Origin of the sequence: Nocardia sp. NPDC050710, from assembly GCF_040654375.1 — a bacterium.
Lineage (GTDB): Bacteria > Actinomycetota > Actinomycetes > Mycobacteriales > Mycobacteriaceae > Nocardia.
The window spans coordinates 82,147-104,217 of record NZ_JBFAHV010000028.1; the positions used below are offsets into that span (position 1 = coordinate 82,147).

16 protein-coding genes are annotated in these 22,071 nt (G+C 67.1%); 8 read left to right on the plus strand and 8 right to left on the minus strand.

Annotated elements, in window-relative coordinates; translation table 11 throughout:
- The first annotated feature begins 20 nt into the window (after positions 1 to 20).
- The 8 genes from rnpA (at position 21) to AB0H61_RS33550 (ending at position 9,278) form a co-directional block, all read left to right on the plus strand.
- Entirely contained in the window at positions 21 to 485 is a 465-nt protein-coding gene (gene rnpA / locus AB0H61_RS33515) for a ribonuclease P protein component (RefSeq protein WP_357311763.1), read from the plus strand.
- Entirely contained in the window at positions 482 to 856 is a 375-nt protein-coding gene (gene yidD / locus AB0H61_RS33520; protein ID WP_357311764.1) for a membrane protein insertion efficiency factor YidD, read from the plus strand. Before rnpA ends, yidD begins: the two co-directional genes overlap by 4 nt.
- Positions 857 to 860: 4 nt before the next feature.
- Entirely contained in the window at positions 861 to 1,964 is a 1,104-nt protein-coding gene (gene yidC / locus AB0H61_RS33525) for a membrane protein insertase YidC (protein WP_357311765.1), read from the plus strand.
- Positions 1,965 to 2,118: 154 nt separating this feature from the next.
- Positions 2,119 to 2,625 carry a protein jag gene (locus AB0H61_RS33530; protein WP_357311781.1) on the plus strand — a complete coding sequence of 169 codons (507 nt, stop codon included), beginning with the start codon at positions 2,119 to 2,121 and terminating at the stop codon, positions 2,623 to 2,625.
- 173 nt (positions 2,626 to 2,798) lie between these two features.
- Positions 2,799 to 3,578 (plus strand): 16S rRNA (guanine(527)-N(7))-methyltransferase RsmG, encoded by a 780-nt coding sequence (rsmG, locus tag AB0H61_RS33535; RefSeq protein ID WP_357311766.1) that lies wholly within the window; start codon positions 2,799 to 2,801, stop codon positions 3,576 to 3,578.
- A gap of 2,675 nt (positions 3,579 to 6,253) precedes the next feature.
- Positions 6,254 to 7,255 carry a ParA family protein gene (locus tag AB0H61_RS33540; protein ID WP_357311767.1) on the plus strand — a complete coding sequence of 334 codons (1,002 nt, stop codon included), beginning with the start codon at positions 6,254 to 6,256 and terminating at the stop codon, positions 7,253 to 7,255.
- Positions 7,256 to 7,304: 49 nt separating this feature from the next.
- A complete protein-coding gene (locus AB0H61_RS33545) occupies positions 7,305 to 8,330 on the plus strand; it encodes a ParB/RepB/Spo0J family partition protein (RefSeq protein WP_357311768.1) in 1,026 nt (341 codons plus the stop codon).
- 228 nt (positions 8,331 to 8,558) lie between these two features.
- Positions 8,559 to 9,278: a GNAT family N-acetyltransferase gene (locus tag AB0H61_RS33550; protein ID WP_357311782.1), complete on the plus strand. Its 720-nt coding sequence runs from the start codon at positions 8,559 to 8,561 to the stop codon at positions 9,276 to 9,278.
- An 86-nt stretch (positions 9,279 to 9,364) separates the two neighbouring features.
- On the opposite strand, the gene AB0H61_RS33555 is transcribed toward AB0H61_RS33550, so the two are convergent.
- The 8 genes from AB0H61_RS33555 to AB0H61_RS33590 all read right to left on the minus strand — a co-directional run bounded on the left by AB0H61_RS33555 (position 9,365) and on the right by AB0H61_RS33590 (position 21,897).
- Positions 9,365 to 10,561: an N-acetylmuramoyl-L-alanine amidase gene (locus tag AB0H61_RS33555; RefSeq protein ID WP_357311769.1), complete on the minus strand. Its 1,197-nt coding sequence runs from the start codon at positions 10,559 to 10,561 to the stop codon at positions 9,365 to 9,367.
- Positions 10,562 to 10,838: 277 nt separating this feature from the next.
- Positions 10,839 to 11,171, minus strand: a complete 333-nt coding sequence (trxA, locus tag AB0H61_RS33560; RefSeq protein WP_357311770.1) for a thioredoxin — start codon at positions 11,169 to 11,171, stop codon at positions 10,839 to 10,841.
- Positions 11,172 to 11,209: 38 nt separating this feature from the next.
- Positions 11,210 to 12,196: a thioredoxin-disulfide reductase gene (gene trxB / locus AB0H61_RS33565; RefSeq protein ID WP_357311771.1), complete on the minus strand. Its 987-nt coding sequence runs from the start codon at positions 12,194 to 12,196 to the stop codon at positions 11,210 to 11,212.
- Positions 12,197 to 12,387: 191 nt separating this feature from the next.
- On the minus strand, positions 12,388 to 13,191 hold the full coding sequence (locus AB0H61_RS33570; protein WP_357311772.1) for a hypothetical protein: 804 nt from the start codon (positions 13,189 to 13,191) through the stop codon (positions 12,388 to 12,390).
- A 121-nt stretch (positions 13,192 to 13,312) separates the two neighbouring features.
- Positions 13,313 to 13,873, minus strand: a complete 561-nt coding sequence (sigM, locus tag AB0H61_RS33575; protein ID WP_357311773.1) for an RNA polymerase sigma factor SigM — start codon at positions 13,871 to 13,873, stop codon at positions 13,313 to 13,315.
- A gap of 372 nt (positions 13,874 to 14,245) precedes the next feature.
- Positions 14,246 to 18,148 carry a murein biosynthesis integral membrane protein MurJ gene (locus AB0H61_RS33580; RefSeq protein ID WP_357311774.1) on the minus strand — a complete coding sequence of 1,301 codons (3,903 nt, stop codon included), beginning with the start codon at positions 18,146 to 18,148 and terminating at the stop codon, positions 14,246 to 14,248.
- A 645-nt stretch (positions 18,149 to 18,793) separates the two neighbouring features.
- Positions 18,794 to 21,364, minus strand: a complete 2,571-nt coding sequence (locus tag AB0H61_RS33585) for a DUF6049 family protein (protein WP_357311775.1) — start codon at positions 21,362 to 21,364, stop codon at positions 18,794 to 18,796.
- On the minus strand, positions 21,361 to 21,897 hold the full coding sequence (locus AB0H61_RS33590) for an NUDIX hydrolase (protein WP_357311776.1): 537 nt from the start codon (positions 21,895 to 21,897) through the stop codon (positions 21,361 to 21,363). Before AB0H61_RS33590 ends, AB0H61_RS33585 begins: the two co-directional genes overlap by 4 nt.
- Between the last annotated feature and the right edge of the window lie 174 nt (positions 21,898 to 22,071).

Here is a 22,071-nt window from a genome sequence, read left to right on the forward strand (position 1 = left end):
CCTCGCTTTCGGACGCTCGGGTGTTGCCTGAGCCGTATCGGTTGCATCATCGTGCCGACTTCTCCCGGACGGTGCGCCGCGGCCAGCGAATCGGGAGGCGAGATCTGGTCGTACACGCGCTTGTGCACGGGTATGACGGAGTCGTGGGCGCGAGTGGACGAAACGGCGATCCGGTAGCCGCCGGGTCGATGGTTCGCGTGGGCGGACCGAGGTTCGGATTGATTGTCAGCAAGGCGGTGGGCCCCGCGGTGGTACGACACCGCGTGGCCCGCCGCCTGCGTCATATGTGCGCCACCGTGATCGCGGAGTTGCCCGCCGAAACCGATGTCGTCATCCGGGCACTGCCCGGTGCCGCGGAGGTGGATTCGGCCGAGCTACTGCGTCAGATCCGCGGAGCGCTGCGCAAACTCGACGTGTTACCGCGCCGATCGGAACCGATTCGGCGCACACTTGACGTGGCCCGAGAATCGGGTGAGCGGTCATGAGCGAGCGCGCCGAGAGACGCAGCGCACTCGCGATCCTCGGCCGGTTCCCGGTCCGCGCGTTGATCTTCCTGATCGAGCTGTACCGGACCTACGTCTCCCCCACGCGGATGCCGGTGTGTCGCTTCACCCCGACCTGCAGTGAATACGCCGTCACCGCACTGCGTACCCGAGGGCTGTTCATCGGCCTCGGATTGACGGTCGTGCGATTGGCCAAATGTGCGCCCTGGCACCCTGGTGGGTGTGACCCCGTCCCGGAGCGCCGCGTGCGCAGCCGGAACGAGGCAGCCGCCGACCCTGCCGCGTCGGCGCCACACGCTTGTAAAGGATCACCGCACGCGGTGATCGGCGACACGAACGACGGGAGTGCATAGAGCCGTGCTCGACTTCATTTATTACCCGGTGTCCTGGATCCTGTGGTTCTGGCATCGAGTCTTCGCGGCCATCCCCGGCCTCGGCAAGGACAGTGGTCTTGCCTGGTCGCTCGGTGTGGTGTTCCTGGTCTTCACGCTGCGCATCGTGCTCTACAAACCGTTCGTCAAGCAGGTGCGCACCACCAAGCAGATGCAGGAATTGCAGCCCCAGATCAAGGAGCTGCAGAAGAAGTACAAGAACGACCGCCAGAAGATGGCGCTGGAGATGCAGAAGCTCCAGAAGGAACACGGCTTCAACCCGCTCATGGGCTGCCTGCCGATCCTGGCCCAGGTGCCGGTCTTCCTCGGTCTGTTCCACGTGCTGCGCTCGTTCAACCGGACCGGTCACGGTTTCGGGCAGCTGGGCATGTCGCCCGAGGAGAACGCCAACACGGCGAACTATGTGTTCAGCGCGGCCGATGTCCAGTCCTTCCTGAGCGCCCGCATCTTCGGTGCGCCGATCTCGGCCTTCATCACCACCCCCACCGCCGAGTTGCAGGCCTTCGCCGACTACGGCGGCATCCCGTCCCGCCTGAGCATCGCCCTCGTCGCCATCCCGCTGATGGTGATCGCCGGTCTGGCAACGCACTTCAACGCTCGCGCCTCGGTCAACAGGCAGTCCGAGGAGGCGGCCGCCAACCCGCAGGCCGCACTGATGAACAAGCTGGCGCTCTGGGTGTTCCCGCTCGGTGTGCTCGTCGGTGGTCCCTTCCTGCCGATCGCCATCCTGCTCTACTGGGTCGCCAACAACATCTGGACTTACGGTCAGCAGCACCTCGTCTTCGGTCGGATGGAAAAAGAAGAGAAAGCGAAGAAGCAGGCCAAGCTCGAGCAGCGCGCGCAGCACGCCCCGAAGCCAGGCGCCAAGCCGATCAGTACGAAGAAGAAGTCGACCGCGGTCGACGCCAAAACGGCCGACTCCGCGCTCGCCGATGACGAGTCGGTGGACGCCGAACCGTCCACCAACGGCACCTCGAAGAGTGCCAATCGCGGGTCCGGACAGCGCAGGCCGGGTGGCCAGAAGCGTCCGGGCAGTCGGGGCCGAGCCAACCAGAAGCGTCGGCGCTGAACACATGATCGACGGCCCACGGGCCCACCGATCCCTGAGCAACCCTTTGATCGCGTACCACCCGGCGGCGATCGCCAGGCGTGCGCGATGAGCAGATGAAGGAAACCAAATGACTGTTGAGACAGACGGAGGGGACGCCACAGTGGCGACGACGATGGTGAACGCCGGGGCCGAGCCCGACGACGTCGCGAACGACACCGAGGAAGCTCTGATCGAGGAGGGCGAGATCGCTGGCGACTACCTCGAGCAGTTGCTCGATGTGCTTGATTTCGACGGCGACATCGATCTCGACGTCGAGGGCGACCGCGCCATCGTGAGCATCGACGGTGGCCGCGACCTGACGAAGCTCGTCGGCCGCAATGGCGAGGTGCTGGACGCGCTTCAGGAACTGACCCGGCTCGCCGTCCAGCAGGCCACCGGTGTCCGCAGCAGGCTCATGCTCGACGTGGCGGGCTGGCGTGCCAAGCGTCGCGAGGAGCTGAGTGCTCTGGGCACCGCTGCCGCGCAGCGGGTACTGGAATCGGGCGCGCCGGAGCCGCTGGCCCCGATGACGCCGTTCGAGCGCAAGATCGTGCACGACGCGGTGGCCGCCGTCGACGGGGTCAGTAGCGAGAGTGAAGGCGTGGAGCCGAACCGTCACGTGGTGGTCGTTCCCGCCTAGTTTCGGGCAACCTTCCGGGGACGGACGTTTCGTCACCCTGACGGGAGTGGTTGGATGGGCCTCTGGTCTTCGGACCGGAGGCCCTCTCCATGTCCGGCGCCCAACCGCTCCCCGGACGAGGCGCACGCCGCGCTCCGGACCACTTGCCATTTGATCGACTCGAGCTCGGAAGGATGTTTCACGTGGAACGAGATCTCGGTGGAAGCGCCGCCCTGCCTACCGAGTTGGAGCCACCGGCCGCGGCCGCGGCCGTCTTCGGCGACCGGTTGGAGATCGCCCGCCGATACTGCGCGGCGCTCGCCACCGCCGGGGTGGAGCGGGGGCTGATCGGTCCACGTGAGGTGCCGCGGCTCTGGGATCGACACATACTCAACTGCGCGGTGATCGGCGAGCTGATCGCCGAGGGGGCAAGCGTGGTCGACATCGGCAGCGGTGCCGGCCTCCCCGGAATCCCGCTCGCCATCGCCCGTCCCGACCTACGGATCACCTTGGTGGAGCCACTGCTACGCCGCACCATCTTCCTGAGCGAATTCATCGAATCGGTCGGACTCGACATCACCGTTGTGCGCGGCCGGGCCGAGCAGTCCGGGGTGATGAAGGAAGCCGGCGGCGCGGACGTCGTCACCTCCCGCGCGGTCGCACCACTCGCCAAACTGGCGCAATGGTCACTCCCCCTCCTCCGCGACCACGGACGTATGCTCGCACTGAAGGGCGTCAGCGCGGCCGAGGAGCTCGCACGCGACGGCGAGGCATTGGCACGAGCCGGTGCGGGCAACGCCGAAGTCCTCGAATGCGGCGCAGGCATCGCCTCCACACCCACCCTGGTGATCAGCGCCGAGCGACTCCCCCGCGCCGAGCGTGCCCCCCGTCGCCGAGCCGAGGGCGGATCCACCCGTCGCGTCGCCGCGGCCAAGAGCGGTCGCGCTGAACGAGCCCGCGGCGTCAAGAACTGATCCGGCGTCTCCCCGCCGCGGACCGTCGCGGAGTTCCGGCTGTCGTCGCATGTTTCCCGTGAAACCACAGGGCCGACATCGCAGCCGTCCACCCGACGCCCGCCGGTGAATGCTCGACCATGGTGCGCAATTCGCGCCATCGCAGGTCATGCGCAGAAGCCGATCTCGCCCGATCGTCAGTCGTGTTCGCAAGCGGGACGTTGGGCCGGACCCGACCGACCGGATGACATGGGCGACACGGCCGATCAGGTGACTTGGGCGATGAGCGCGACTCGACCGACGCGGCGACGTGACCGATCGACGGGGCCAGCGCTGGGCCCGAACCGATGAACAGTCCGAGTCTGATGACGGATCTCTGCGGGCATCCGACCCACCCGAGTGACCGAGTCCATGGACGCCGGAACCCATCGGGTGCCGAAGCGAAAGGGCCGACCAGGACAGCCCATCGGATCTCCTCGGCGGCCGCGACCCATGCCGGACCGCGACTTCCGTCACCAACGCAAAGAGGTTCGAACCCGCAAGCGCGAATCCCCACGCGACGGGCTGCCGGTCGGGGTGAGCTTGCCGGTCGGGGTGAGCCTCCCGGTCGGGGCGAGCCTGCCGGTCGAGCCCGCCGATCGACGGATTCCAGGGAGCGTCAGCTGAGGGATGCGCAGCGGTGGCCGACGTATCCCAGTGGTTCGCCGACTGCCGCAGCGAGTGGGCTCCCCCGACGGGGCGAAACCACCCACGACGGAGCGCAGGACTGGACGGGCAGCCCAGATTGCCGGGGGCGAATCGAATGGTGGCCAGGGCACGATGGCGGTCCGAGCCGGGCGTCCTTCCGAGGTCGAGCCTCCCGCTCGAACTGGGACGAGAAAGCCTCGCGACGGGCCGTGAGCACCGACCGGACGACTGCGGTTGCTGCGTATCCCTGAACACTCCGAGCCGAGGGCCGGACACGTATCGACCGACCACCCGAATCCATCGAAGGAGCCCTGAGATGTGCCCGGTAGATGGCCGACTCACGCGAACGGGTGACTCCAATGGCGGGCTGACGGCGGCGGAAGTCCGAGCCAATCAGTGGAGCGAGCCGAGCGGTGGTGCATTGGTTCGGGTCGGGTGGTTGTTCGAGTCCAGTGGCGGGCTGACTTCGACGACGCGTGACCTCGGCAACGGGCGACTCCGGCAACGCGCACGCCCGGCAACGCGCACGCCCGGCAACGCGCACGCCCGGCAACGCGCACGCCCGGCAACGCGCACGCCCGGCACACGATCTAGCAGAGAACGGTCCCAATGATCGAGTGCTGCCACGGATTCGGGATGTCCTCTGCTGGAGTTCAACGGCTGACAAAACCCTTCGCGAAACGCTGTGACTGGAAGTAGAACTTGCAGACTCGGGTGACTGGCCGACGCCCGTGGCGGGCTGCACCGCGGTGGTGGTCGATCCCGATTACCGCCCGCGGCCAACAGATTGGGGTTGGGCGGTTGGAGTTCAGTGCGCGGACCGGCGTTCCTCGTGGAACGATCTTCTGCGGCCGCAGGTTCGGATCGGGCGGTCGGAGTCGAGCGTTGGATCGAGACAGCAGCAATCGATCTTCCTGGACCGCCGATCTTCCTGGACCGCCGATCTTCCCGGACCGCCGATCTTCCCGGACCGCCGATCTTCCTGGACCGCCGATCTTCCTGGACCGCCGATCTTCCTGGACCGCCGATCTTCCCGGACCGCCGGACTTCCCGGACCGCCGGACTTCCCGGACCGCCGGACTTCCCGGACCGCCGGACTTCCCGGACCGCCGGACTTCCCGGACCACCGGACTTCCCGGACCACCGGACTTCCCGGACCACCGGACTCCCCGGACCACCGGACTCCCCGGACCACCGAACTAAGCCGACTCGAGTGACTGGCCGACTCTGGTGATAGACCGCACCCCCACGACAGCCCGCACGACAGCCTGCACGGCAGCTCGCACGCCAGTCGCTTCTCAACGGAGACTTTCCAGCCCGGAGATCGCCACCAGTGCGGCGCGCCGGTCCCGTCCCCACCGCAGCGGCGCAAGGAGATTCGCAGACCGTTCCTCGCCAATCGCGGATACCCCCCAGCCCTGATCGCAGGCCGCGGTGTTGTCGAGTGGTCGCGTCGTTGAATAGCGACGCATCGTGGTGCCCAGCGCAGATGTTGTAGCGATCGGACTGGCTTCGCCATCACTGGCTTTCGGTCCTGGATTGGATCTGAGTCCGACGCCGGGCAGGGTGGAGTCCTGGAGCCTAGCGTCACAGTGATGAAAGTGGGTGCAGGGGTTGGGTGGTGGCGACTGCGGGACGGTGGTGGCGCTTCGGTTGCGGTGTGGCGCGGCCCCATGAAAGGCGGGCGTGGAACCGCGTTGTTGGAGTCGATGTTTCATGTGAAACATGGCGTGCCCCCGGATTTGGGCGCAGATTTGTGTGGTCCTTTGCGTAGTGCCGCGATTCAGCTTTCTTATCGCGCTCGGTGCTGGCAAGCTAGTGTGCGTCGGGCGTGAGCGTAGGTGCCACGGAGGGATTGTGGGTGTCACAGCGGCGCGGGCTGCGCTCGGTCTGTCAGGCGCCGCGGCCCCCGATCGAGCATCATGGTTGATTCGACACAGCTGTTGAAGACACGTCGTCGGCGCCTGTCGGTTGCACGTGGTCTGAAGTTCTCGGGTTAGGAGCTGTCTATGTCGAGCGGTCCGGCGAATGTTTCACGGGAAACTATGTCGCGCGTGCCGGGGATGCTGGACTCCAGCAATCTCGATGCGGAGGCATTCGGAAGCACACCGTTCGGGCACATCTCCCCCAGTGAGACCCCGATCGCGGCCGAAGCTCAGCGCGCAAGCCAGATATTGCATCCAGGAAAGGTGACAGTGCCGAAACCGCACGAGCAACGCATCATCACCATCGCTAATCAGAAGGGTGGCGTCGGAAAGACGACAACCGCCGTGAATCTAGCGGCCGCGCTGGCGCATCAAGGGATGACCGTGCTCGTGATCGATCTCGATCCGCAGGGCAATGCGAGTACCGCGCTCGGCATCGAGCATCATTCGGGCGTCCCGTCGAGCTACGAACTTCTCATCGGCGAGGTCTCGGTCAAGGACGCCATCCAGCAGAGTCCGCACAGCGAGCGCCTGCTCTGCATTCCGGCCACCATCGACCTAGCCGGCGCCGAGATCGAATTGGTCTCCATGGTGGCCAGGGAGGGACGGCTCAAGGCCGCCATTCAGGAGGCCAATATCGCGGGCTACGACATTGATTACGTGATGATCGACTGCCCGCCATCGCTCGGTCTGCTGACGGTCAACGCACTCGTCGCGGCCAAGGAGGTGCTGATCCCGATCCAGTGTGAGTACTACGCGCTGGAGGGTGTCGGTCAGCTGATCCGCAATATCGGATTGGTGCAGGCGCATCTGAATCCCGAGCTGCATGTCTCGACGGTGATCCTCACGATGTACGACGGCCGTACCAAGTTGGCCGACCAGGTCGCAGAGGAGGTGCGCGGTCACTTCGGTGATGTGGTGCTGCGCTCGGTAATTCCGCGCAGCGTCAAGGTCTCCGAGGCACCGGGCTACGGAATGACGGTGCTCGATTATGATCCAGGCTCCCGGGGTGCGATGAGCTATCTCGATGCCGGTCGAGAGATGGCCCAGCGGGCCATTGCGCGACAGGTAGCGGAGGGCGCGTGACCCCTCCCCGGGGTTGGTGTTTGGCGAACGAGAAGGGATCGGTAGGCCGATGAGTCAGGCGAAGAAGGGTGGGCTAGGGCGCGGTCTGGCGGCGTTGATCCCGACCGGGCCGGCGGCTACTCCGGGGCTCGGCAGCGCCGCGGCGAATGTCGTGATCGGTCTCGATCCCATCGGTCCGCAGCCGGCCTCGGCCTATCTGCACCGGGTTCCCGACCCCGCCGAGACTCCCGAGGAGGAGGCCGGGCTGACAGAGGGCGGAGCGGTTTACCGCGAGATCGCCCCGGATCAGATCGAGCCGAATCCGAAGCAGCCGCGCCAGGTCTTCGAAGAAGAGGCGCTCGCCGAACTCGTGCATTCGATTCGCGAGTTCGGTTTGATGCAGCCGATCGTGGTGCGCAGGCTGGAACCGGGCGTGGACCGCTTTCAGCTCGTTATGGGCGAGCGACGGTGGCGCGCCTGCCAAGAGGCCGGGCTGGAGACCATCCCGGCCATCGTCCGCGAGACCGCCGACGAGTCGATGCTGCGCGACGCCCTGCTGGAGAACATCCATCGGGTGCAGCTGAATCCGTTGGAAGAGGCGGCGGCTTATCAGCAGCTGCTCGAGGAATTCGACGTCACCCATGAGGAACTGGCGACGCGGATCGGCCGGTCCCGGCCGGTCGTGACGAATATGATCCGACTGCTGAAACTGCCCATTCCGGTGCAGCGGCGGGTTGCGGCGGGCGTGTTGTCCGCGGGACATGCGCGTGCGCTACTCGGTCTGGAGGCGGGTGCTGACGCGCAGGAGGTGCTCGCCGCGCGGATCGTCGCCGAGGGGCTATCCGTTCGTGCCACCGAGGAAGCCGTCACGCTGGCGAACCGCGATCCGGATGCCGCCACTCCCCCGACGCCGAGACGCAAGCCGATTCACATGCCGGGTTTACAGGATGTGGCCGAGCGGCTGTCGGAATCCTTCGATACCCGAGTCACGGTGAGTCTCGGCAAGCGGAAGGGACGGATTGTGGTCGAGTTCGGGTCGGTCGAAGATCTCGAGCGCATCGTCGGCCTGATGGAGCAGCAACAGCTCGATATGTGACAGATGTGGCAAAAATTGCCCCGTGTGTCCGGAAAGCATGGGCCTGGCGCGGAAACGTCACTGTGACGGTGCCGCGACAGGCGGCCCGGTGGTTCACATCGGGGCTCCTGACCAACAGCACAGCGACATGGAATGAGGCGGGATCTCGTTGATCGCTTATTCTTGCTGGCGAGAAAATAGTGATGCGGTGTGATCGAAGAATCGGACAGCTGGAGGCTGAGCAGAGCGGTGTCGACCAGCGTCACAGCACTTACCCTCGGCGGAGTGGATCAGCTCCCGGCGCACGCCCGGCGCTGTGTCTTCTGGGAGATCGATCCCGCCGTGGCCGAGGACTCCCGCGAATTCAGTGACCCGGTCTTCGAGAAGGAGGCCTGGCTTTCCACCGTCATGCTCGAGTGGGGTTCATGCGGCCAGGTGGCGAATGTGGACGGCAAGGTCGCGGGGTGTGCGCTGTATTCGCCACCGAGCGCGGTGCCGCGGGCGTCACTGTTCCCCACCTCCCCCGTCAGCCCGGACGCGGTCCTGCTGACCACGCTGCGGTCCGAATTCCCGTATCAGGATGCCGATGTAGCCCACCAGCTGCTTCAGGCCGTGGTGTCCGATCTGGTGCGTCGTGGCGTGCGCGCGCTGGAGGCCTTCGGGATTCGCACCGGGCCGCCGAGTAAGGCCATGTCAGACCGGACGGTCGGTTCTATGCGATTGATGGAACGCATCGGCGCCCCGGTCCGGGAATCCCGTTCCGCTGGGTGCTCCCCCGAGACCTGCATGATCGATGCCGATTTCCTGGAGGATGTCGGCTTCGAGGTCGTCGCGGCGCACCACCGATTCCCCCGTCTGCGGCTGGAGCTCAACTCCGACCACGGCTGGAAGGAAGACGTGGAGCGCGCCCTCGACCAGCTGCTCGCCGCTGCCTCCCTGACCGTCCCCACCCGGATCGGGGTGCCCTGACGGGCTGCTGACAGACCAATGCGCCCCTGTCGACACGTGGTCGGCAGGGGCGCACTGTATTCGGAAAGTCCGTGCGGTGGAGCCCGCTATACGCGGTCGGCGGCCGCGAGCTCCTCGGCGAGTAGTTCCGCGAAAGTGTATGTGCCGGTGGGCTGATCGTCTTGTCCGAGCAGGTAGAGCCGCTTGACCGAGATCAGGATGGCCTCGGCGATGACATCGCGCATCCGGGGGTTGGTGAGCACTGAGGCGTCGTATTCATTGGTCAGGTAACCGATGTCCACCTGTACTGTCGGCATCTTGGTGAGGCGCAGCAGATCCCAGGTGCGCGAGTGGGTCCGGCAGTCCTGCAACGAGGTTCGCGCCACCACTTCGCGCTGGATGAATCCGGCGAGCACCTGGCCGATCATCGAGACCGAACCGTGTGAATTACCGAAGTGGAAGCCCGCCACACCATTGGCCAGCGGGCTCGGGTTGGTGGCGCAACGCAGCGAGATCATCAGATCCGCGTCGAAGGCATTCGAGGTTTCGGCCCGTTCGGCGTCTGTGGGATTGGCGCCCCACGGCCGGGACAGGAAGGTCTCCATACCGGTTGCGGCCATCCGGCCCTCCAACCGGCTGGCCAGATCCCAGAGGATCTCCGATTCGTAGACGTCGCCATATTCGGTGGGGACCGCGTGGCCTTTATCCGGACCGCCGAGGCCCGGATCGATGACGATGCGCTTACCGGTCAGTTGCGGCCCGGCCCGGTGCACGACCTCTTCCTCGGCGATCCGGTGCGGATTGCCACCGGTGACGCGGGCGCCGAGCAACTCCAGCGAACGCAGCGTATCCGGACCGCAGATACCGTCGGCGGACAGTCCGATCTCCCGTTGGAATGCGGTGAGCCCCTCGTGGGTGTGCGGCCCGAAGTAGCCGTCCACCCGATGCACGTAGAAACCGAGGTCCTGCAACCTGCGCTGGAGCGTCGCCACATCGTCGCCGTACAGCGGTGCGGACAACTGGTAGATCAGCGTGCGGGCACCGAGCCGGTAGGAGGCCTCCTTGAGGGCCCGGTAGGTGGCCGGGCCGACGACCCCGTCGACGAGCAGACCGCGATGCTGCTGGAACGCGCGGATGGCGGAGTCGAGCTGGTGGTCGAAGGAGGCTTCGGTGTCCTTCCAGTACTCCCGCGCATCGGCCTGATCGTTACCGACAGCGTGCGTGTGTAGGAACCCGAGACTTGCCAGGGTGCTCCGAACCTCTGCGACGGCTGGACCTGTATCGCCGTGACGAAGTCGGTGCATGCGTGAGAGCCCTTTCCTTCCGTCAACCCGGGTACCCACTCATGCGATGGGGTACACCTTCGCACGACCGGAGCTGTGTTCTATTCGCGCCGTTCACGGGGCCCCTCGTGGTAACGCAGGCTACCGCCTTCGGGGCCGTCGCTCACGGCGCGTGGTCGATTGTCTCAGACCTGCCCCGGAATTCAGCAATTACCGGGGTCCAGGCATCCTACGGCGCGTCGTCTGATGACGGCGTCCTTTGGAGACTCGAATTCACAACGGCACGGACACCGAAGCGTCAGATGACGCCTTCGAGTTCGCGCAACAGGGCGGCTTTGCCCTTCGCTCCGACGATTTGCTTCACCGGCTTACCACCGGAGAACAGCATCATAGTGGGCAGGGAAAGGACCTTGTAATCGCGGGCGGTATCCGGGTTGGCGTCCACGTCCAGCTTCGCGACGATCAGCTTGTCCGCATGCGTGCCGGCGATCTCCTCCAGTACGGGGGCCACCATCTTGCACGGTCCGCACCAGGTGGCCCAGAAGTCGACGAGTACGGGCTTCTCGCTGAGCAGCACGTCGTCGGCGAAGGACGCGTCGGTCACGGTGACCGTCTTGGCACTGTCGGACATGGATATCTCCTTGTAATGGGTGAAGCTGTGAAGCGAGATCAGTTGGCGGGCACCGCGACCGGTTCCCCGGCGTGGTCCAGCGTGTTCGCGGTGATATCGCCCTGGTCGGCGAGCCAGCGCTCGGCGTCGATGGCGGCGCGGCAGCCGGTGCCCGCGGCGGTGATCGCCTGGCGGTAGGTGTGGTCGACCAGGTCGCCCGCGGCGAAGACGCCGGGCACCCGGGTCGCGGTGGAGGGATGGATCACCTGTACGTAGCCCTCGTCGTCCAGCTCGACCTGGCCCTTGACCAGTTCGCTGCGCGGATCGTGGCCGATCGCGACGAACAGGCCGGTCGCGGCCAGCTCCGACTCCTCGCCGGTGCGGGTGTCGCGCAGGGTCAGACCGGTCACGCTGGTATCGCCATTGACCTTGGCGACCTCGGCGTTCAGCACGAACTTGATCTTCTCGTTGGCCTTGGCACGCTCCAGCATGATGCGGGAGGCGCGGAACTCCTCGCGCCGGTGCACGATGGTCACGCTGGACGCGAATTTAGTGAGGAAGGTCGCCTCCTCCATGGCCGAGTCGCCGCCGCCGACCACCACGATGTCCTGACCCTTGAAGAAGAAGCCGTCGCAGGTGGCGCAGGCGCTGACACCGCGGCCGAGCAGCTCCTGCTCGCCCGGTACGCCCAGATAGCGGGCGGCCGAACCCATGGCAAGGATGATCGCGTACGCCTGATGGGTCTCGTCGCCGACGGTCACCGTCTTGATCGGCCCGGTCAGATCGATCGCGTCCACATCCTCGGTGCGGATGTCGGCGCCGAATCGCTTGGCCTGCTCGCGCATCTCCTCCATGAGATCCGGGCCCATGATGCCGTCTCGGAAGCCGGGGAAGTTCTCCACCTCGGTGGTGGTCATCAACGCGCCACCGAACTGGGTGCCCTCGAACAGCAGCGGCTGTAGTTCGGCGCGGGCGGCGTAGACGGCGGCCGTGTAGCCGGCAGGTCCGGAGCCGACGATGATGAGGTCGCGAACTGGCGTACTCATGGGGCCCTTCCGAGAGAATGCTGTGGGACATGGGGGTCAACAACAGCCTAAACGGCCTTGTTCCCGCCGTGCGGACGCTACCGCCTGCCCCCATTATGCCGATGGACGACGTTCCGGCCTGCGGCTGTGCGGCGCTCTCGGCCGTACTGCGCGCTAACGGGTTTCGCGAGAGTCCGATCGAGTGGTCCGGCTCAACCGATGTCGGTGATGTTCCTCACCTGGGGATCGCCGGTCGAGCAGCCCGGGCCGACGACGAGCGCGGTGATCTTCGGCGGGTTCGGGCCGGCCAGCAGGATCAGCACCGCGTTCTTGCCCTGATAGGTCATGTCGGTGGAGCCGAGGATGACGCGCTCCAGGCCGGCCGCGCGCACGCAACGGGTCAGCGCGGCCTGGCTGCCGAGCGGACCGGTGACATTGTTACGGCCGAGCGCGGCGAGGGCGACGGTGGCGGACAGCTCGTCGTCGATCGGGTTGCTCGGGGTGGGTTGCGCGGTCGGCGTGGCCTCGTTGCCGCGCAGCAGCAGCGCCCCGGCCCCCACACCCGCGATCACCGCGATGGCGGCGGCCGCGGCGGCGAGCCAGCGCAGCCGGTTGCCGCGGCGTTCGTTCAGGTCGATCGGCGCGGCGATGCGTTCCGTCCGGTCCTCTGAATCGGCTGGTGCGCTGGATATTCCGGGTGACGAGACGGCCGAGGGCAGCCGATGGACGGTCGCCACCCGATCGGTGGGATCTTCGGACAGATCGAGCTCGTCGACGAACCGATCCAACCGGGCCGCCACGTCGGCGGGCATGGCGTGGATGATGCGTTCCTCGCGGCCCAACGCGTGGATATGGGCGCTGACGTCGTCGAGGGCGCACAGATAGCTCAGCGCGTCCGAATCGTTGCGCACCACGGGCCACAGCTGGGCGCTGAGCTCCGGAGCCACGTTATCGGCGTGCAGATCGGCCAGCAGTTCCGCTGAGAACGGAGGCTGCGGTACGGACCGGCTCGCCATCGCACCTCCATTGATCTCATCCGACATCAGCTGTACGGGTCTGTCGCCGCGGACGCCCCCATCGTGCAGGCACCGCCATTACATCGTCTAGTGGTTCGTCACTATTAATGACGCACCTCATCTACTTCCGGTTCCCCGGATCGCGCAGAAATTCCAAACGTTCTTGCAAACGTTGCCGCGCGCGGGCGCACCGGCTCTTGATCGTCCCCTCCGGGACACCGAGCATCGCTGCCGCGTCCGCCACGCTATACCCCTCCAGATCGATCGCGACCAGGGCGGTCCGCTGATCCGGCGGCAGTGAGAACAGGGCGTGATCGACGACCAATGACATTTCCAGCTCGGCGAATTCGTCGCGTTCGTCGGTCGGTTCCGGCATCGTGTCCGGTGAGAGCGAGACGGCGCGGCGAGTCTTGTTGCGCCGGATCCGATCCAGGCAGGCGTTGACCACGATGGCGTGCAGCCAGCTGCGCACCTCGGCCTCGGCCCGGAAGGAGCCCGCGGTGCGGTGTGCCGACAGCAGGGCGTCCTGGAGCGAATCCGCCGCGTCCTCGCGTGTGTAAGAGGTGCGCAGCGCGGTCTGCCAGAGGTGGTCGTTATGTCGGCGCAGCAGTTCGGCGAAGGCGTGGCGTTGTCCGCGCACATGTGCGCGGAGCAGCTCGACATCGCTCAATTCGTCGGGCATGAACGACCGTTCGCGGTACGCGACCGGTCGCGATGTCCCCCCACCATGGGAAACCGCGTTCGATTCGGACGACAAGCCAACCCCTCGGACAGCGCTCACGTAGCGGCCGTATTCGACCACCATCGAATTTCCGCAGCATCCAGGATCGAGACACCAGATCCTGGGAAGCTCCCCTGCTGTGAGAGCGCCAGGGAATCATATCGGGAGGCACGAAGCCGCAGCAACCTGCGTAGACGGTGCGCGGCCGCCGAAGTAGGGGGTGTGCCGCCCAGGGATGCACGGTATCTACACGTGCGGCCGGCGGCGAAAGGAAGGGTGTGCGGCGCTTTTTCTTACGGCGCTGCGTCTTTCTTACGGTACTGCGTCGAATTCTTACGGAGCTGCGTCGAAACGGAGATCGGCGATGGCCGACTGGAACTGATTGCCGGAGTTGCCCAGGCCGGTGATCCAGACCAGGACGTAGCGGGCGGATTGATCGGCGCGAACCGGGATTTCGGTGATCCCGTCCCCCAACTTGGCCGAGCCGATCAGCTGGGTCTGATCAATGGTCGGCGAATCGGTCGGCGAGGTGCGGATTTCCACCATGGTGCCCGAGCTGGGCGAGTCGATCGATACGGTGGTCAGTTTGGCGGGGCTGGGCAGCGTGGCCATCAGCCCGACCCCCTTCTTGAGGGCCGGGAACTGCTGGAAGTACTGGTCCGTGCGCCACATGGTGCTGGGATTGTGGTCCAGCACCGCCTGTACATTGCTCGCATTGTCGGGGGTCCCCTCCGGGGAGAAGACCGACACCGAGGCCACCGGAACCGGTACACCGCCGGTCGGGGTGCTCGGCACCACCACACCGGGCGCGGGTGCCGGTGTGCTGTTGTCGGTGGTGAGCCCGATATTGCGCTGTTCGTCGAGCGGGGCATCCGAGGCGGTTGGCGCGAATACGCTGACCATCCACCAGATCACGATGCCGACCACCAGCGCGGCCAGAATGCCGAGGCCGACCATGATCCACATCATCCGCTGTGACCGTTCCCGTTCCGCCGCAAGCAGTTCGGGGTCGGCCAGGGATTCGTCGACACTGGCCGCGGTGACCTGACGCTGGCCGAGGCGCAGCACCGGAATGAAATCGGTCTTCTGGTCGACGACCGAGGCCTGCTCCAAGACGTGCTGCACGGTGGCCGCGGTGCGTACGCCCTTATTCGACTCCAGCGAGCGCACGGCGACCGCCGAGATTTCGAAGGGCACCTCGGGACGGATCTGCCGCGGCTCGACTGGGGTGCCGTCCGGACCGAAGTCGGCGAGGCGCAGCCCGCCGACGGTGGCCGCGGAACCGGTCATGCCGCCGGATCGGATCGGCCAGCGGGCCGTGATCAGCGCGTAGAGCATGGCGCCGAGACCGCGCACGTCGGACTGCGCGTCGGAATCGGAGAGGGTGCCGGGGAAGGCCAATACGGCATCACCGGAGGCACTGATGCGCACCCGGTCCGGATGGTCGATGGATAACGAGCCGCCGCCGCGATGCGCCAGTTCCGCCGCCGAGGCCAGCGCCCGGATGGCCCGGGCCGCGCCGATGGGCGACGGGACCGTCTCGGCCATCTCGCGTAGCGAGCGGCCGGGCGTCCATTCGGCCACCACGATGCCGCCGGAGCTGCCGCGCACCACATCGAGCACGCGGGCCAGGCCGGGGGAATTGATCCGGCCCAGTCGCAGCGTGCGCGACAGGATGGCCTGCGGGCCGTCATGGCCGGAGTTGTCGGTGGCCTTCTGGTCGGCGTCGACGAAGGTGAGGGCGACCTCGCGATCCAGTTTGATATCCAGCGCCTGCCAGAATCTGAGTCCGCGCGCACCACCGTGGCCGGCCAACAGCCGATAGCGACCGCCCGCCACCGAGGCGCCCGGGATCAGCTTGGGGCCGCGCGGCACGCGTTTGCCACCGGCATCGCCCATCGGGGCCATCTGTGGCGGCGGAATCGGAATCATGCCGGTGTCGTACATCGGATCCCGTGGTGCGGGTCCCTGACTTTCGCGCGGGCCCGGTACCGGACCCGCGGCGGGCGGACCGGAATTGGCTCCCTGGTCCGCGTAATCAGGATCCGATGGGTGCACTGCGGCGGGCGGAACATCGGTCGAGAGGCCGCCTGCCGTGGTCGCAGATGAATCGGCGGCTGGGACGCCGCCCACCGCCGCGTCGTCGCTCACCCTGGGTCCTCCTTCGCCCTGATATGTCGAAGTTCCGGCGAATTCGCCACTTGTGCTTCTCTGCCGAACAGGGTACGGGAACTCGCCCATGCCGGTGATGTCAACGGCATCGGCTCTGATCACGGGCAGCACCATGGTCTGGGCATCCATATACGGGTCGAAGCCCGAGTACAGATAGGGATCCGGCCTGCGGAACACCTGCGTGGCGTACTCCTCCTCGACCGGACCGTCGAGACCGAGATCCGGTGCGGGCGGCGTAATACCGAGGCGCCGCGAAATCGCGACGGTAATCGCGACGATTTCCGGAATACCGGCAAGTCGCATGAGACCGAATGCCACCGTGAACAGCACGATGCCGTCGATCGCGACGCGGATCAGCGAGCCGGGGCCGCCGAGCGCATCCGACAGTCGGTCCAAGCCGATGACCTTGTCCGCGATCAGCATGACCGCGCCGCCCGCCATCGATGACAGCACGACCCGGGTCACGGTGCGCCCGACATTGGCCATGCGTAGATCACCGAGGCTGCGGTGCAGCAGATAACCGCCGATGCCCGCGCCGACCGCGAAGCTGATGCCGTTCACCACGCCGAGGATGATCACGACCTGGTCGTCGGAACTCGCGATGAACGGCGCGAGGGCCGAAAGCGCGATCTTGACGCCGGTGATGCCGAGGATGATCCAGGTCGGCGTCCAGGCCTGCTCCCTGGCGTAGAACACCCGCAGGTGGATCAGCACCAGCGCGTACGGAATCAGCGAGAAGGCCGACCAGCTCAGCGCGTGGCCGAGGCGTTCGGCGTCACCGGAGAAGCGCGCGTAGCCGAACAGCGCCTGGCCCACTTGTGGGCCCGCCAGCGTGAAGAACATGACCACCGGTACCAGCGCGATCATGGTCAGCCGGGTGGCCACCGACAGGTCGTCGACCACGGCGGGGGTGTCGTCGGCGGCGGCATTGCGACTCAACCGCGGCATGATCGCGGTCAGCAGCGTAACGCCGAGAACGCCGTAGGGCAGCTGCAACAGCAGCCACGTGTAGGAGTAGATCGCCGGGCCCGCCTCATCCGTCTGCGACGAGATGTGGTTGGCGAAGATCAGGCCGATCTGACTGATCAGCACGTACAGAATGATCGCGGCGCCCATGGTGCCGAACTGCTTGAGCCGCTCGTCTACACCCCACAGCGGGCGCAGATCGATACCCTCCCGGCGGATGGCGGGCAGCAGGATCAGCGCCTGCGCGACCACACCGAGGGTGACGCCGACGCCGAGTACCAGCAGTTTCGGATCGCTCATCCGCACCGGGTCCAGCGTGATCTCACCGGGTGTCAGCGCGTACAGGCCGAGCACCGTGAGGACGACGATGTTGTTCAGCACCGGCGCCCACGCGCCCGGTTTGAAGTTCTGTCTGGTGTTGAGCACCGCCGTGAACAGCGCCGACATGCCGTAGAACACGATCGCGGGCAGCAGCAGGAAGGTCAGCGCGGTGGTCAGCGCGGTATTGACCTGGCCATTGGGATCGACGAAGACCCGCGTCGCCAGAATCGGGGCCGCCGCGGTGGTCAGCACCGTCGCGGTGGCAAGTACGACGAACGCGGCGGTGACCAGCCGTCGCACGAAGGCGGCGCCTCCGTCCGGATCCTCCTGCTCGGCCCGGACCAGGGTCGGCACCACGATGGCGGTGAGGACGGCGCCGAGCACCAGTTCGGCGATCATGTTCGGAATCAGGCTGGCCGAGGTGAAGGCACTCGCGATCTCGGGGCCGAGTACGGCCGCCAGCATCAGCACTTTGCCGAAGCCGGTGATGCGGCTGATCAGCGTCGCGACGGCGATCGATCCGGAGTCCCTGAGCAGGCGCGCACCCGCGCTCTGCTTCGCCTCCTGGGCTTCCGGCTCATCGATGACCGCCCATTCCTGGGTTCGCGGCCGATTGACGGGGGTGGGAGCGGCGGCGGCACGTTCGACCGGGACCGGCCTGCGGCGCTGCGGGGCCGGATTCGGCTGCGGCTGCGGATAGTTCGGCGGCGGCGCGAACCGTTGCGGGGGCACCCGGGTGGGCGGGGCCGGATTCCGCGGCGGCTGACCAGGCGGCACCGAATGACCAGGCGGCACCGGTTGACCCGGTGGGAGCTGCTGACCCGGTGGCATCGGCCGCGGCCGACCCTGCCCCTGCGGCGGCGGGGCCGCGGGGTACTGCCGCTGACCGGGATGTTGTGCGGGGCCGGGGCGCTGCGGCGGCGCGGGCTGTCGGGGTATCGGCCCGGACTGCGCGGGTATCGGCCCCGACTGCGCGGGTATCGGCCCGGATGGCGGTGGCATCCGGCGCCCCGGCGGGGGCGGGGGAACCGGGCGACCAGGTGGTGGCGGCACCGGGCGACTGACCTGCGGGACGCGCGGTGGCGGACCACCGTGGGGGTCTCTCGACGTCATGCCCGGGTCTTCCTCGGGTTCGGCGTGCGGTTGGAGTCGTCGTTCCCAAGGCGCGACTGGCGCCCGGCGGGCCGGTGGCCCGTCGGGTCGTTCATCAGGTCGGGACCGATGAGCGGACAAGTCATCGTCGCTCATCATGCCTCCTGTGCCGGGCCGGACCTCTGCAACCGGCTTGCTCGAGGTCCGGCGTTTCGCCTAGTTCCACCCGTCGAGCTCCCACCATTGTGCTGCCATCCGCCCGGGGTGACACAAATGCTGATGCCGAACAACTGTCCCGAACCGTACCGCTGTCCGGTTAGGGGCGCTTGTTCACCCATCCTGTTGCTTCCTCAGTACCCGTGTGCGCGCGCGTCGGTAGCGGTTGACCCGGCGCCTGGTGTCCGAATCGAATCCCTCGTCGGCCGGATCGGGCTGCCCGCGGAACCGGCGCCACAATCGACGCCCGGCGAGCAGGAACAGCAGCAATCCCGCGCACGCGGTAATTATCGCCAATGCCTGACCGTAGGCGTTGGAACGCACCGAAACCGAGGTGGCATTGCCGAGCGGAATACCGTCGGGAGTGTTCAGCGAGATCGGAATCACCAGGTTGCGGCTGTCACTGACCTCGGTCGGGATCTGGAACGAGCGGGTGCCCTTCGGCGGCAGCTGCTGTTCACCGATATCGGTGATCTTCGTCTCCGAGGGCGCCTCGATCCGGAATCGCACCCGGATCGCGACCGGCAGATCATTGCGCGCCACCAGCAGCAGCGGGCTCTGTTCGGAAGCGAGCGTGTACACCCCGCCGGGCGGCAGCACCGTGACCGAGCGGTACAGCTCGTCCATGGCCCGGGTGGTCTGGTCCAGTCGGCGTTGCGCGAAGGTATCCGGCTGGGAGCTGTTTCCGGAACGTCGATCCGAGAGTGTCAGCACCCGGATCAGATCGTCGCGCAGCGGGGTCAGGAATTGTTGTGGCGTCGGCTCGGATTCGGGCACGTCCACCAGCGCGCGCATCATCTCGGTGATCCGGTTGGCCTGCTCGCGCACCGGAAGCACGAATCGGCCCGGCGCAGCGTCCTTGGCGGCCTGGGGTAGATAGTCCAGCTCGTACGGTTGCGCGTCGGGCTGCTCGGCGAGCAACTCGGCGAACGGGCGCGCGGCGGCGAGATTGTTCCGCATCAACAGCTCGACCTGGCGCAGCAGCGCCCCGGCTTCGTCCCGGTTGGCGCCCCACTGCTGGGGCGGCATCAACAGCAGCGAACGCGGGTGGCCGGGCTGTGGGTTCAGTGCGGTCCAGGAGATGGCGCCGATCGCGTCCTGTAACCGGGCGGTGCGCGAGTCGTTGGTGACGTCGTAGCGGACCCGGGCGGGTGTGAACGACGGCGTCGGCGGATTCGATCCGACCGCGGCGAGTGCGGTGGCCGACCAGATATCGAAGGTCGCGACGTGCAACGCCGGATCGCCTGCCGGGGCCGCGGGTGCGCCGGGCGTCGCGGGCGGCGGCACGATCGGTGTGTGCGGCGCGGCGGGTTCGGGCGCGGGGTTCGCGGCGGCCGGCAGCGCGGCGACATCGGGGAGGCGGACCACGTCGGGTGTGGCGGGTTCGGACTGGGTACCGCTCGAGACCGAGGGGCTTTGCCCGGCGCTGACCTGCGTGGACTCATCACTGCGGGCCGAGCCGACCGGGACGGCCGCGGTGTCGGCCAGCACGGCGGTGCCGAAACCGCGGTTGCGCAACAGCATTCCGGCGCCCGCGTCGATACTGCCGGAATCGGGCAGGCTCACCCCGCGTATAGACCTGGTCGCGAGGATCGCGTCGACGATATCGGCGGGTGCGTCCAGCGCCCTGGCGGACAGCGCGGGATCGTTTACCGCCGCCAGTGCGGAGATGTCGACCTGGGCGAACGGCAGTGCCACCGTGCAGACCGACGCGGCGACCGCACGCAACCGATCCAGCCAGGACTGCGCCGCCGCCGCGCCCGCGCCCGCCCGGGTCGCGCCGTCGGGGTCGGACGGGCTGGCGAGCACCCGGTACCCCTCGGTCATGGCTCGGACGGTGAGCAGCAGATCCGGGTCGACGGCGACGCACACCGCGGCGGCCACGCCGGGTTCCTTGGGTCCGTTGGACCCCAGCACGGCCTCCAGTGCGCCGAGCAGCTGGTCGAGCCGACCGCCCTTGCCCAGCGACGCCGCCAGATCGTCGTCGGTGAGCTCGACCTTCCCGTTCACCGAGCCGGGCACGCCCGCGACCAGCCGGGGTCGATCGGCCAGCGGCCACACCAGGGTCGTCGCCACCGGTGGTTCCGGCGGAGCGGGCACGGCCGGGACCGTGGCGCCGCCTCCGGTCGCGGCGGGCAGTCCGAGCACCGGCAGCAGGAAGCGGGCGTCGTCGAGCCGGGCCTGACTGCCATACGCCGGTTCGCCGTTCACATTCAGCAAGAGCGGGTAGACGCCGGGCTGAGTGAGGTCGAGCGAGGCCGTACCGTCGGTGGAGCGCAACGCGATGCTGAGCGTGAACTGTTTGCGCTGGCCGGGGCTGAGTCGTTCGGCGACATCCTCGAACGGACCGGTGACGTCGTAGTTGATCTGATCCAGGCGCAGTGCGTAGCGCAGATCACTCGGCGCGGTGACGGCGGCGGCGCGCTGGATGCGGACGCTGATGTCGTCGACCACCCGGTCGCCGATATTGGTGACGGTGCCCGAGACCGTGAGGTTCTGATCGCTGGTCGTGGTGACCGCCGACGGCGTCACCGAATCCAGCGACAGTTTGAGGAATTTCGGTGACGGGCTGCTCGAACCACCCGGTTGTGCCGCGGCCGGCGTCCCCATGAGCGCGGGCACCGCCGTCACCGAACCCAGCAGGATCAGGACCGCCACGATGATCCGGAACAGTCCACGTGTCATCGCTTGCCGGTCTCCATCCGGTCGATCAGCCGGTTCGCCACCTCGGCGAGCCGCCGTTCGTCGGCGTAGGCCAGCCGAGAATCCAGTTCGCTCAACGGAACCCACGCGACCTGGGTGACCTCCACATCGGCGTCGGAGAGTTCGCCGCCGACCGAACGCAGTAGATAATGATGCACGGTCTTATGTACCCGGCGCCCCTCGGTCACGAACCAGTAATCGATGCTGCCGAGTTCGGCGACCACCACCCCGTTGATCCCGGTCTCCTCGGCGACTTCTCGAATGGCGGTTTGCTCGGGGGTCTCTCCCTCTTCGATATGCCCCTTGGGCAGCGACCACAGCAACCGGCCGCGCCGATCGGTCCGTCCGATGAGAGCCGCGCTGCGTTTCTCGCTGGGACCGTCGAGCCCGTCGACGACCAGGCCGCCCGCCGAAGTCTCCCGAACAGTGCGCATGCGCGGTTTCGCCGCATTGGCCGCCGAACCGCGGCGCCGAGGCTGGCGGCGTCGACTGTTCGCTCGATCGGCCGGAGACACCAAAACATCCTACTGTGCTTGTTTGCCGCGCCTTCGGCGCGGCGTGTTGCTGTGTTGTCGGCCGCACGGGCGCGGCGGGTTCGCGGCCCTTTATGTCTCGCGTCCGAGCGGCCGAGACTTGCGACTGCGTCGCGTGCGCTTCGGCCGAGATCGGAAGAGCGACGGGTCGGGCAA